Source organism: Streptomyces sp. NPDC044033 (genome assembly GCF_056434425.1).
In genome coordinates, this window is sequence record NZ_JBWKFF010000013.1 from 53,149 (window position 1) to 65,969 (window position 12,821).

10 protein-coding genes are annotated in these 12,821 nt (G+C 73.0%); 6 read left to right on the plus strand and 4 right to left on the minus strand.

Going from position 1 to position 12,821, the window contains the following annotated elements; genetic code table 11:
• Positions 1-167 precede the first annotated feature (167 nt).
• Positions 168-1,346 (minus strand): hypothetical protein, encoded by a 1,179-nt coding sequence (locus AC07AB_RS22785; protein ID WP_478569736.1) that lies wholly within the window; start codon positions 1,344-1,346, stop codon positions 168-170.
• Between the two features lie 219 nt (positions 1,347-1,565).
• Here AC07AB_RS22785 and AC07AB_RS22790 point away from each other — a divergent pair, with 219 nt between their 5' ends.
• Positions 1,566-3,266, plus strand: coding sequence for an MFS transporter (locus AC07AB_RS22790; protein ID WP_478569738.1), 1,701 nt, complete (start codon positions 1,566-1,568; stop codon positions 3,264-3,266).
• Between the two features lie 155 nt (positions 3,267-3,421).
• The gene (locus tag AC07AB_RS22795) at positions 3,422-4,609 is read left to right on the plus strand and encodes an acyl-CoA dehydrogenase family protein (RefSeq protein ID WP_478569739.1); all 1,188 of its coding nucleotides are present in this window, start codon (positions 3,422-3,424) and stop codon (positions 4,607-4,609) included.
• 137 nt (positions 4,610-4,746) lie between these two features.
• Here AC07AB_RS22795 and AC07AB_RS22800 read toward each other — a convergent pair whose 3' ends face one another.
• Positions 4,747-5,193 carry a cell division protein SepF gene (locus AC07AB_RS22800; protein WP_478569741.1) on the minus strand — a complete coding sequence of 149 codons (447 nt, stop codon included), beginning with the start codon at positions 5,191-5,193 and terminating at the stop codon, positions 4,747-4,749.
• Positions 5,194-5,502: 309 nt separating this feature from the next.
• Between AC07AB_RS22800 and AC07AB_RS22805 the strand changes: the two genes are divergently transcribed.
• Positions 5,503-6,699: a DUF5685 family protein gene (locus AC07AB_RS22805; protein ID WP_478569742.1), complete on the plus strand. Its 1,197-nt coding sequence runs from the start codon at positions 5,503-5,505 to the stop codon at positions 6,697-6,699.
• Between the two features lie 100 nt (positions 6,700-6,799).
• On the opposite strand, the gene AC07AB_RS22810 is transcribed toward AC07AB_RS22805, so the two are convergent.
• Both AC07AB_RS22810 and AC07AB_RS22815 read right to left on the minus strand, forming a co-directional pair.
• Entirely contained in the window at positions 6,800-7,738 is a 939-nt protein-coding gene (locus AC07AB_RS22810; protein ID WP_478569744.1) for an ABC transporter substrate-binding protein, read from the minus strand.
• Positions 7,735-8,262 (minus strand): GNAT family N-acetyltransferase, encoded by a 528-nt coding sequence (locus tag AC07AB_RS22815; RefSeq protein WP_478569746.1) that lies wholly within the window; start codon positions 8,260-8,262, stop codon positions 7,735-7,737. Before AC07AB_RS22815 ends, AC07AB_RS22810 begins: the two co-directional genes overlap by 4 nt.
• Positions 8,263-8,749: 487 nt before the next feature.
• On the opposite strand from AC07AB_RS22815, the gene AC07AB_RS22820 reads away from it, so the two are divergent.
• The 3 genes from AC07AB_RS22820 to AC07AB_RS22830 all read left to right on the plus strand — a co-directional run bounded on the left by AC07AB_RS22820 (position 8,750) and on the right by AC07AB_RS22830 (position 12,752).
• Complete coding sequence (locus AC07AB_RS22820; protein ID WP_478569748.1) at positions 8,750-9,679, plus strand: amino acid ABC transporter permease; 930 nt, start codon at positions 8,750-8,752, stop codon at positions 9,677-9,679.
• Complete coding sequence (locus AC07AB_RS22825) at positions 9,676-11,748, plus strand: FAD/NAD(P)-binding protein (protein ID WP_478569750.1); 2,073 nt, start codon at positions 9,676-9,678, stop codon at positions 11,746-11,748. Before AC07AB_RS22820 ends, AC07AB_RS22825 begins: the two co-directional genes overlap by 4 nt.
• Before the next feature lie 251 nt (positions 11,749-11,999).
• On the plus strand, positions 12,000-12,752 hold the full coding sequence (locus AC07AB_RS22830) for an amino acid ABC transporter ATP-binding protein (RefSeq protein WP_478570056.1): 753 nt from the start codon (positions 12,000-12,002) through the stop codon (positions 12,750-12,752).
• The last annotated feature ends 69 nt before the right edge of the window (positions 12,753-12,821 follow it).

Genomic DNA, 12,821 nt, shown 5'->3' on the forward strand with positions numbered 1-12,821 from the left:
GTGATTCAGATAAATAAAGGAGACCTAAAGAAACCGGTGTGAAGATGTCGCCGGAGGGCCTTCCGTCTCTTTATCCTTTTCTCGCACCGCCGTTTATCGCCGATTGGCCGGGATGTCCCGAACCGTTTCCCGGCCGCCGTGATCGCGGCCCCGGACCGGCCCGGCGGTCACGGCGGGCCGGTCCCGTTCAGCCAGAACGCGCCATACACGGCCGAGGCCAGCGCCACCGTCCCGAGCGTCGCCGCGGCCCACCGGGTCCGCAGCCGGGCCAGCGCCACCGCCAGGGGCAGCACCAGCGGGAACGCGGGCAGCATCAGCCGCGGCTTCGAGCCGAAGTAACCCTTCGCGGTCAGCGCGAGCAGCAGCACGACGCCCGCGAACACCAGCAGCGGCAGCGGCTGCCCCTGCCGCACCCCGCGCACGTACAGCCAGATGACCAGCGCCACCCCCGCCAGCAGCGCCAGACCGGCGAGGAGCCCCGGCCCCGCGAGCCGGTCGCCGACGAAGCCGGCGAAGGTCAGCCCGCCGTCGAAGCCGTTGCCCCAGCCGGCCTGCACCCGCAGATACCCCAGGGCGTCGCCCTCGCGCACGCCGACCCACACGAAGTACGCGAGCCAGCCCAGCGGCGCGAGCACCACCCCCAGCAGCATCCGCCGCTCGGCCCGCCAGGCCGTCCGCCACCGGCCGCCGGACGCCAGCGCGACCGCGGCCGTGAGCCACACGGCCGCGACGACGGCCGCGCCCACCGGCCGGGTCGCCCCCGCCAGCAGCGCGAAGGACCCCGCCCAGACCCAGCGGCCGGTCAGCACCGCGTACACGCCCCAGGCCGCCAGCGCCGTGAACAGCGACTCGGAGTACGCCATCGACTGCACGACCGACACCGGCAGCGCCGCCCACAGCGCGGCGAACGCGATGCCCGCCCGCCGCCCGTACACCCGCTCGCCGATCAGGAAGACCGCCCAGGCCGCGAAGAGCGAGGAGACCGCCGAGACGACCAGGCCCGCGTCGGCGGCGGTCAGCGGCGAGCAGGCGGCCAGGCCCCGCTCCAGCCACGGCAGCAGCGGGAAGAAGGCCAGATCGGAATGGACCCGGCCGCCGCCCAGATCGAGCGTGTGGCCGTAGCCGTGCTCGGCGACGTGGGTGTACCAGAGCGAGTCCCAGCGCGCGGAGAGCAACTGGTGCGGGCTGTTGCCCGCCGCACGGCTCCACACCGCGAGGACCACGAGGCCGAGGAGGCGTACGCACGCGAAGGCCAAGAGCGCGGGCGCGGCCCGGCGCACCGCCTCGGCCACCGCACGCACACCGGGGCTCGCGGGTGCGCTCAGCGCGGGAGAGAGACCGGTCATCGCCACGATTATCGGTCATGGCCCACGGGGTATGGAGCAGGGGCGCTGAGCCGCCGCCGACCCCGGTGATCTGCTGTGATCGGTCTCCCAACGGGAGGAGTGCCCTACGGCCCCCCGGAGGACTCGCGTACTCTGACGACTCACTCGCCCCTCGACGCCGGGTCCACAGTCCCCCTTGGCCCGTTCCGAGCGCGAGCGCACGACACGGAGGTGTGTGAAATGTCCGGGACGACCACGGCCGGCGACAGGCCGACAGCGGACGGCCCGTCCCGGCATCGAGGCGGACGCCAGGGCGGGGCCAACCGCTGGACCGTGCTCGTCGTGCTCTGCGTCAGCCTGCTGCTGGTCGCCCTCGACTCGACGGTGCTGCACGTCGCCGTGCCCGCCGTCACCGAGGAGCTGCGCCCCGGCCCGATGGAGCTGCTGTGGATCGTCGACGTCTACCCGCTCGTCTGCGCCTCCCTGCTCATCCTCTTCGGCACCCTCGGCGACCGCGTCGGGCGGCGCCGCGTACTGCTGCTCGGATACGGGTTCTTCGGCCTGGCCTCGGCGCTCGCGGCCTTCGCCACCAGCCCCGACGTGCTGGTGGCGGCCCGGGCCCTGCTCGGCGTCGGCGGCGCGATGATCATGCCCGCGACCCTGTCGATCCTCCGTCAGGTCTTCCCCGACCGCCGCGAACGGGCGCTGGCCATCGGCGTCTGGAGCGCGGTCGCGGCCGTCGGCGCGGCCGTCGGACCGCTGCTCGGCGGCTTCCTCCTCGAACACTTCTGGTGGGGCTCGGTCTTCCTCATCAACATCCCGCTGATGGTCGTCAGCCTGCCGATCGGCCGCTGGCTGCTGCCCGAGTCCACCGGCGACCGCGACGGGCCCTGGGATGTGATCGGCGCGCTGATGGCCGCGTTCGGGCTGTTCGGGGTCGTCCTCGGGGTCAAGCGGGCGGGCGGCGGCGAGGCGCTGCTGACCGTCGACACCCTCGCCCCGGTCATCCTCGGCGCGGCCCTCCTCGTCCTGTTCGTCCGCCGCCAGCGCCGCCGCGAACACCCCCTCGTCGACCTCACGATGTTCGCCCGGCCCGCCTTCGGCACCTCGGTCGGCTGCATCGTCCTGGCCATGCTGGCCCTCGTCGGCCTCGAACTCGTGGCGGCCCAGTACCTCCAGCTCGTCCTCGGCCTCACCCCCCTCGAAACCGGGCTGCGGCTGCTGCCGCTCACCTTCGCCGCGATGGCCGCGGGCCTGGTGGGGTCGCGAATACTGGACCGCCTCGGCCCCCGCACCATGGTCGGCCTCGGCTTCGTCCTCACCGCCGCCGCCGTCCTCTCGCTGACCGTCATGGGCCAGCAGGACCGGCCCGTGCTCCTCATCATCAGCTTCGTACTGCTCGGTTTCGGCCTGGAGACCACGCTCTTCGGCGCGTACGAGTCCATGCTCAGCGAGGCCCCCGCCGCCTCCGCCGGGGGAGCGGCCGCCATCGGCGAGACCTCCTACCAGCTCGGCGCGGGCATCGGCATCGCGCTGCTCGGCAGCGTCATGAACGCCGCGTACGCGCCCGGCGTCAAGGGCGCCTCCGGCGTCCCCAGCGACTCCGCCGCCGCCGCGAGCCACTCCCTCGGCGAGGCGTACGACGTCTCCGGACGGCTCGGCGGCGCGGCCGGCGGCGCGCTGCGCCACGCCGCCCGTGCCTCCTTCGTGCACGGCCTGCACGTCACCCTGATCGTCAGCGCGGGGCTGCTGCTCCTCGGCGCGCTCGCCGCGCTGCGGCTGCCGCGCACGATGGAGTGCGAGAGCGGGCCGGACCCGGAATCGGCCCCGGACGGCGACGCGGACGCGGACTCGGGCGAGGGGGCCGGCGCGGAGCCGGTCACCGGCCGCGAGGCCGGACCGCGCAGGGCCGAGCCGTGCGCGGCGGAGTCCGGCGGCTGATCCACGCCGCCGCGGACCTGTCGGCCGGTCCTTGATCCACACCGCCGCGAACCGTCCGCGGCCCGGCCGCGCGGCCCCGGGGCCTCTGGACGCGGAGCGCCGGCCGGTCGTAGCGTCGGGCGCGAGCCGAAAAGATCACTGCCGGAGGCGCAGACATGTCCGTACGCTCCTTGCCGCCGTTCGACCCGACTGATCCGCTCGGGATCGACGACCTCCTCGCCCCCGAAGACCTCGCCGTACGGGCCACCGTCCGCCAGTGGGCCGCCGACCGGGTGCTGCCGCACATCGCGGACTGGTACGAGCGCGGGGAACTGCCCGGCATCCGCGAACTCACCCGCGAACTCGGCTCCATGGGCGCGCTCGGCATGACCCTCAAGGGCTACGGCTGCGCGGGCGCGAGCGCCGTCCAGTACGGGCTGGCCTGCCTGGAGCTGGAGGCCGCCGACTCCGGCGTCCGCTCCCTGGTCTCCGTGCAGGGCTCCCTGGCGATGTACGCGATCCACCGGTTCGGCTCCGAGGAGCAGAAGCAGCGGTGGCTGCCGGGGATGGCGGCGGGCGAGACCATCGGCTGCTTCGGGCTGACCGAGCCGGACCACGGCTCCGACCCGGCCGGCATGCGCACGTACGCCAAGCGCGACGGCGGGGACTGGGTGCTGACGGGCCGCAAGATGTGGATCACCAATGGCTCGGTGGCGGGCGTCGCCGTGGTCTGGGCCCGCACCGACGACGGCATCCGGGGCTTCGTCGTGCCCACCGACGCCCCCGGCTTCGCCGCGCCGGAGATCAAGCACAAGTGGTCGCTGCGGGCCTCGGTCACCAGCGAACTCGTCCTGGACGAGGTGCGGCTCCCCGCCGACGCCGTCCTCCCCGGGGCCACCGGGCTGCGCGGGCCGCTGAGCTGCCTCTCCCACGCCCGCTACGGAATCGTGTGGGGGTCGATGGGCGCGGCCCGCGCCTCTTTCGAGTCCGCGCTCGACTACGCGCGCGGCCGCGAGCAGTTCGGCCGGCCGATCGGCGGCTTCCAGCTCACCCAGGCCAAGCTCGCCGACATGGCCGTGGAACTGCACAAGGGCATACTGCTCGCGCACCATCTCGGGCGGCGGATGGACGCGGGCACGCTCAGGCCCGAACAGGTCAGCTTCGGGAAGCTCAACAACGTGCGGGAGGCCATCGACATCTGCCGCACGGCCCGTACGATCCTCGGCGCCAACGGGATCTCGCTGGAGTACCCCGTCATGCGGCACGCCACGAACCTGGAGTCCGTGCTCACCTACGAGGGCACGGTGGAGATGCACCAGCTGGTGCTGGGCAAGGCGCTCACCGGGCTCGACGCCTTCCGGTGAACGGCCCCCGCCTCCGGCCGGGTGTCGGCCGGAGGCGGGAAAGCGGTCGGAGCCCGCGTCATATCCCGGGCCGGATCGGTGCGCGTCGTCCGGTGCGTGCGAGGCGCCGGGCGCCCGGCCGGGGATAAGGCGCGGGCTCAGCTCTGGTTGAAGAAGCCGGTCTTGCGGCCGCCGGCCCCGCCGGACCCGCCGCTGAGCACCTGGTAATCGGGGGGCGTGAGCAGGAAGACCCGGTTGGCGACCCGGTCGATCGAACCGCGCAGGCCGAAGGTGAGTCCGGCCGCGAAGTCCACGACGCGCTTGGCGTCGGTGGGCTCCATGCCCGTGAGGTTCACGATCACCGGAATGCCGTCCCGGAACAGCTCGCCGATGCCGCGGGCGTCCCGGAAACTCTCCGGGGTGACCGTGGCGATGCGCGTGCCCTCTTCCTCCACGGCCTCCTCGGCCACCCGTACCCGCGGGTTCGTCACCCACGACTCCCGGGCCTCGGGCTGCCCCTCGGCGTACTCGTCGTCGTAGTAGCGCTCTTCATCGCTGTCGTCGACGAGGCCAAGCCAGGCACTCGCCTTGCGCACCGATCCCATGGACGCCTCCTCTCACACGCGGTGTGTACCGTCCGCCTTCCTATGGTCGTCCATGATGCTGATGATGTGCCAAGTGGATAGCCGCCGCACGGGGGTTTCGTGACGCATCTGGTGCAAAGAGTGTGACGGGTTGTCGATTTATAACCAGCTGAGATGTTTTCAGTACCCAACGTGACGCGATCAGGGTCCGGGCATATGCCCGGACCGGTCCGCCCGCCGGCCCGGCGCCGCGGTGGCCCCCGCCCTGACCTGCTGTGACGTGCCGTTAGGATCCCCTGGGATTTGGCGTGTCACATCACGGGGGCGAGTGTGTTCGGAATCATCAGGCCGTGCCGTCATCGGCTGTCCGAGGGGATGCGGACGGAGTGGATGGCCCATCTGTGCGGGCTCTGCCTCGCGCTCCGCGGCGACCACGGGCAGTTCGCGCGGGTGGCCACGAACTACGACGGACTGGTCATCTCCGTCCTGGTCGAGGCGCAGTCCGAGCGTACGGACGGCTGGCGGCGCACCGCGGGGCCCTGCCCGCTGCGCGGGATGCGCACCGCGCCGGTGGCTCGCGGCGAGGGCGCGCGGCTGGCGGCGGCGGTCTCGCTGGTGCTGGCCTCGGCGAAGGTGCGCGACCACGTCGCCGACGGCGACGGGGTGCTGGCGAAGCGGCCGGTCGCGCTCGCCGCCCGCCGGGTGGCCGGCCGCTGGGACCGGGCCGGGGCCCGTACGGGCGCGGGGCTCGGCTTCGACACCGGCGTGCTCGTCGCGGCGGTCGAGCGGCAGCCGGGTATCGAGGCCGCGGCGGGCATCGGCACCCCGCTGCTGGACATCACCGAGCCGACGGAGACGGCGACCGCGGCGGCCTTCGGGCATACGGCCGTACTGGCCGGGCGGCCCGGCAACCTCGCGCCGCTGACGGAGGCGGGGCGGCTCTTCGGGCGGCTCGCGCATCTGCTGGACGCGGTCGAGGATCTGGCCGAGGACGCCGCGAGCGGCGCCTGGAACCCGGTGGCCGGCACGGGTACGGACCTGGCCGAGGTGCGGCGGCTGTGCGACGACGCGGTGCGCGGGGTGCGGCTGGCCCTGCGGGACGTGGAGTTCGCGGGCGACGGCGCCGGGAGGCTGGTGCACCTGCTGCTCGCGCACGAGCTGGGGCGCGCGGTGGACCGCGCCTTCGGCACGGCCGGCTGCTCCCACGCCGGGGCCGGCCGGTCCCGGCCACCGGCCGGTGGCGCCTTCGGACCGCCGCCCGTCATGCCGCCGCCGCCCGCACCGCCCGAGCCGCCCCGGCGGGGGCGGCGGCGCGGGCCGATAGCGGGCTGCGCGGTCTGGGCCGGGCTGTTCTGCACCTGCCAGGTGTGCTGCTCCGATCCGTACCACGATCCGTGGAGCGGCGAGCGCCGCCAGGGCTGGTGCCGCGACTGCGACTGCGACTGCGGTGGCTGCGACGGGAGTTGCGGCGACTGCTGCAACTGTTGCGATTGCTGTGATGGGTGCGACTGCGGGTGCGACTGCTGAGGGGACGGATGGCTGAGGGCGGTCGGCTTCCGGCCCGTACCGCCCCGCTGCCTCCTCTCGCCAGATCCCCCTCGCTACTGCACCTCGCTACTGCACTTCGCTACTTCACCTCGTGCGGGCTGAGCTGCGCGTGCCGGAGCGCCGAAGGGCCGACGCCCCACTTCTTCAGGATGCGGGCGTACGAGCCGTCGGCGATCAGCCCGTCGACCGCGGCCCGGAAGGCGGGCGCGAGCCTGCTTCCCTTGGGAAAGGCGAAACCGACGTCGAGCCGGTGGGACTCGTTGAGGAACCTCACCCCCTGCTGCTGCCGTACCGCGTAGCGCAGCCCGTTGGCGGTGCTCATCACCACGTCGGCCCGGCCCTGCCGCAGCGCGAGCCAGATCGTCGCCGGGTCGGCGAAGGTCTTCACGCGGTACGCCTTCTTCCCCGCGTCGGCGCACCGGTGCGCGTTCTCCTCCAGCGTCGCCTCGAAGGTGGTGCCCGCGCCCGTCGCCACCGTCAGCCCGCACAGCGCGGTCAGGTCGGCCACCTTCTCCGGGCCGCCGCCGTCGAGAGTGGCGAACCCCTGCCCGTCGTTGATGTACGTGACGAAGTCGATGGTCTTGCGGCGCTCCTCGGTGACCCCGAAGTTGCCGGTCCCCACGTCGTACTTGCCGCTGCCCAGCGCCGGCAGGATCGCCTCGAACCCCGCGACCTCCCGGTGGAGCCGGACCCCGAGCTTCCTGGCGACCGCGTCGGCGATGTCGATGTCCACACCGGCGAGGGTCTTGCCGTCCTTGAGATAGGTGGAGCTGGGCGGCGAGCCGGCGCTGGCGGCGAGCTTCACGGTGCCGCGCTCCCGTACGGCCGCGGGCAGCAGCGCGGCCGCCGCCCGGTCCTCCGTGATCCCCGAGACCACGTCCTCGGTGGGGATGTCCGCTTCGGCCGGGGCGTTCCGCGCGCCGCCGCCCGCGGCCGGGTCGCCGGTCCCGCACGCGGTGAGCGACAGGACGGCCGCGGCCAGCAGGGCGAGGGTGCCGCGCACGGCGGTTGCTCTCATGGTGTGCGGTTCTCCAACCGGTTCAGGTTCTTCTCGAACGGCAGCGGCCCGATCGTCTCGGGGTCCGCGGACACGTCGAACAGGGGGCGGTAACCGGCGGCCAGATAGAGGCCCTTGGCCTCCGGCTGCCGGGGCCCGGTGGTCAGGAAGACGCGCTCGTACCCGCGGGCCGCGGCCTCCCGCTCCAGTACGAGCAGGACGCGCCGGGCCAGCCCGCGGCGGCGGTGCGCCGAGTGCGTCCAGACGCGCTTGAGCTCGGCCGTCGGCGGGCCGGTGGACTCGTGCCGGCGGAACGCGCCGCCCGCGATGGCGGCCCCGCGCTCCAGGAGCAGCAGGAAAGCGCCCTCGGGCGGGGCGAATTCGTCGGCCGGATAGCGGTGGAGATCGGCCGACGAGCCGTAACGGGCGGTGTACTCGTACGTCAGCTCGTCGAGCAGCGGGCGGGCGAGCGGATCGGCGACGGTGGTGTGATGGACGGTCAGGTCCGGAGCGCCACCTGCCGGGGGCAGGACTTCGGAACGCATGCGTGGCCCTTCTGGGTGCATGACGCGGTGGACGGGAGCGCACGGGCGCGGCGCGACGGTACGGACGCGGTACGCGAGGCGGACGGCGTGCGGTGCGGTGCGTAGTGCGGTGCGTAGTGCCGAGACAGGACGTGCCGAGGGGAGGTCGCTCAGGTGTGTGAAGGCGCGGAGAGAACGCGCGTATGCCGCCGCCGCGCCACGGAGGGCGGGCTCAAGGGCGGAGGGTCAGCTCTGACAGGAGGACGACCACACTCGACCGAAGTCGATGTGGTCCCGCGTGACCAGCCACTGCCGTGAATGCATGGCCCAAGTGGAACAGGTATCCGTTTCTTCGTCAACTGATATGAGACGTACGGCTCACAGTGTGGACGGGGTTGACAGCGCACCGTGTGGGCGGCTTAGCCTCCTGGTGTGGTCGCGCTGAGGGGCGCGGCCCGTGTGTGAAGGCGTATCCCGTGTTCGATCTCGGCATCCACGGAGCCTCCGCATGTCTTTGGGCAGCGCAGCCACACACCCCGAAACCCTCCCCGCCACCTCCTCCCCGGCCCGTCCCGACGGTGCCCCCGCCCCCGGCGACCGCCCCGGGACACGGCCGCGCATCGTGCCCGTACGGCGCACCGGCCAGTGGATCGCGGCAGCCGCCGTCGTCCTGCTGCTCGCCATGGCGGTCAACTCCGTAGCCCGCAACAAGGCGTTCCAATGGGACGTCGTCGGCGCGTACTTCACCTCGTCCAGCGTGCTGCGCGGCCTCGGGCTCACGCTCTGGCTGACGGCCCTGGTCATGGTGCTCGGCTTCGCGCTCGGCACCCTGCTCGCCGTCATGCGACTCTCGGCCAACCCCGTGCTCAACAAAGTGAGTTGGGGGTATGTCTGGCTCTTCCGTTCGGTGCCGGTCCTGGTGCAGCTGCTGTTCTGGTTCAACATAGGGGCCCTGTACCCGACGCTCGGCCTCGGCATCCCCTGGGGCCCCGAGTTCGTCAGCGTCCACACCGTGAACCTCTTCGGACCCACGGCCGTCGCCATCGTCGGGCTCACCCTGCACGAGGCCGCGTACGCCGCCGAGGTCGTCCGCGGCGGCATCCTCTCCGTCGAGAAGGGCCAGCTGGAGGCCGCCCAGTCGCTCGGCCTCGGGCGCGGCCGCACCCTGCGCCGCATCGTGCTGCCGCAGGCCATGCGATCGATCGTGCCGCCGGCCGGGAACATGCTGATCGGCGCCCTCAAGGGCACCTCCATCGTCTCCATCATCGCCGTGAACGACCTGCTGTACTCCGCGCAGCTCGTCTACCACCGCACGTACCAGATCATCCCGATGCTGCTGGTCGCCACCATCTGGTATGTGCTGGTCACCTCGGTGCTGAGCGTGGGGCAGCACTACGTCGAACGGCGCTACGCGCGCGGCACGGCGGGCGCCCGATGAGTACCCGCGCACCGAGTTCCCGGCCGGTTGACGCCCGTATCCAGGGCACCCATGTCCAGAACGGCGTCCAGAACGGCGTCCAGAACGGTGTCCGGAACGGCGTCGGGAACGGTGTCGGGAACGGCGTTCAGAACGCTGCCCAGAGCGTTGCCCAGGGCGGTGAAAAGGACGGTGACCAGGGCGGCCTCGCGCCGAATGGCCGCGCTCCGAGCGCCCTCGTGCCCTCCGTCGTGATCGTCGGAGCCGGTCCGCGCGCCACCGGCGTGATCGAACGGATCGCCGCCAACGCGCCCGAACTCCTCGACGGCGCCCGCCTCGACATCCACCTCGTCGACCCGCACCCGCCCGGCGGCGGCCGGATCTGGCGGCACGACCAGTCGCGGCTGCTGTGGATGAACTCCATGGCCGAGGACGTCACCATGTACACCGACGAATCCGTGGAACACGAGGGCCCGGTCCGCTCCGGACCCTCCCTCGCCGAATGGGCCGCCCTCGTGCGCACCGGCGCGTCGGCCGTGGACCTCGACCCCGAAACGGCCGCGGAACTGGACGGGTTGACCGGGCAGTCCTTCGCCAGCAGGCGGCTCCAGAGCGCGTATCTGGGCTGGGTGTACGAGCAGGCGGTGGCCGCCCTGCCCGCGCACATCACCGTCCACGAACACCGCCACCGCGCCACCCGGGTGTCCGGGCCGCGCGACGGCCGGCAGCAGGTATGGCTCGCGGACCGGCCCACGCCGCTCCTCGCCGACCTCGTCGTCCTCGCTCTCGGCCACCTCGACGCCGAACCCGACGAGGAGCAGCACGCCCTCGCGGCCTTCGCCGCCGAACACCAACTCACCCACCTGCCCCCGGAGTTCACCGCCGACAGCGACCTGTCCGGCCTGCGCCCCGGCGAACCCGTCATCGTGCGCGGCTTCGGGCTGGCCTTCATCGACCTGATGGTGCTGCTCACCGAGGGGCGCGGCGGGCGCTACACGGAGGGCGGCCCCGACGGCGCGCTGACCTACCACCCCTCCGGCCGCGAACCCGTCCTGCACGTCGGCTCGCGACGCGGCGTCCCGTACCACTCCAAGCTCGGCTACCCGCTGCGCGGCGAGACGCCCCCGCTGCCGCGCTTCTTCGGCCCCGCCGAGGTCGACGCCCTGCTCGCCCGCCCCGGCCCGCTCGACTTCCGGCGCGACGTCTGGCCGCTGGTCGAGAAGGAGCTGGGCTTCGCCCACTACCACCGGCTCTTCACCGCCCACCCGCACCGCACCTCCGTCAACTGGCCGGACTTCGAGGAGAAGTACGCCGCCTGCGACCCCGGCGGCGCCGCACTCCAGGCGCTGGTCGCGGCCTCCGTCCCCGACCCCGCCGACCGGCTCGACCTCGACGCGCTCGACCACCCCCTCGCGGGGCTGCGCTACCCCGACGCCGACGCCCTCCAAGACGGCCTGCGCGGCTACATCGAGGCCGACCTCACCCGCCACCACGACCCCGCGTACAGCCCCGACCTGGCCGTCTTCCTCGCCCTGCTCTCCGTCTACGGGCAGCTGGTGCGCCTGGGCGACCTCGGTCCGTGGTGGCACGGCTTCTTCAGCTACCTCGCCTCCGGCCCGCCCGGCCCCCGGCTCCGCCGGCTCCTCGCCCTCTCCCGCGCCGGCGTCGTGCGGTTCCTGGGAGCGGACATGACCGTGACCGCCGACCCGGTGCGCGGCGTCTTCCGGGCGGGCGGCGCGAGCGTGCCCGGCCACGCCGTCGAGGCGAGAGCGCTCGTCGAAGCCCGGCTGCCCGCGCCCTCCGTGACCCGCTCGCGGGACACGCTGCTGCGCGACCTGTACGCGGACGGGGCCGCGGCGACCCCCGCCGGGCTGCTCGCCGTCCGCCCCGAGGACGCGCGCGTCCTGGACCGTACGGGCCGCCCGCACCCCCGCCGCTTCGCCATCGGCGCGCACACCGACGCCCGCTCGGCGGGCGCCTTCGCCCGGCCCCGTACCAACGCGCCCGCCTTCCGGCAGAACGACGCCACCGCGCGCGCCCTGCTCGCCTTCCTCCGCGACCTTTCCTGTCGCGCACCGCTCAGCGCCTGAGCCGTCGCGCCCGCCGCACACCCCGCGCCACCGCGCACGCCGAGGCCGCGCCCCGGCCCGTACGCACGGACTTCGAGGACCCCTATGCCGCTGATACGCCCCTCCGACCGCAACGCTCCACGCCCAACAGCCCTGGCTGGAACGCCACTTCGAGCGGGGAGCCCCCGATGAACGCCACGAGCGCCACGAGAGAAACGAGCGCTACGAGAGAAACGGAGGACGTAAACGTGAACGTGGACGCCACGGACGCCATGGTCGATGTCCGGTCCGTCCACAAGAGCTTCGGCTCGCTCGACGTGCTGCGCGGCGTGGACCTGCGAGTACGCGCCGGGGAGGTCGCCGTCGTCCTCGGCCCGTCCGGCTCCGGCAAGTCCACCCTGCTGCGCACCATCAACCACCTGGAGAAGGTGGACAGCGGCTGGGTGAGCGTCGACGGCTCCCTCGTGGGCTACCGCCGATCCGGTGACAAGCTCTACGAGCTGCGCGAGCGGGAGGTGCTCAAGCAGCGCACCCGGATCGGCTTCGTCTTCCAGAACTTCAACCTCTTCCCGCATCTGACGGTGCTGGAGAACGTCACCGAGGCGCCCGTCTCGGCACTCAAGCGCCCCAAGAAGGAGGCCGCCGCCACGGCGGCACGGCTGCTGGCCCGGGTCGGCCTCGCCGACAAGACCGACGCCTACCCCCGGCAGCTCTCCGGCGGCCAGCAGCAGCGCGTCGCCATCGCACGGGCCCTCGCTCTCGAACCCCGGCTGCTCCTCTTCGACGAGCCGACCTCCGCCCTCGACCCCGAGCTGGTCGGCGAGGTGCTCGACGTCATCAAGGGCCTCGCCGGACAGGGCACCACGATGATCGTCGTGACCCACGAGATCGGGTTCGCCCGGGAGGTCGCCGACACCGTCGTCTTCATGGACGGCGGCCGCATCGTCGAACGGGGCACGCCCGCCGAGGTGCTGGACGACCCGACTCGCGAGCGCACCAGGGCGTTCCTGTCCAAGGTCCTCTGAGATGGGGCCAGTTGGGATGCGCACAGCTGAGACGCGCGCTCTCGGGCCGCACGCCGTCGAGACGGGCCC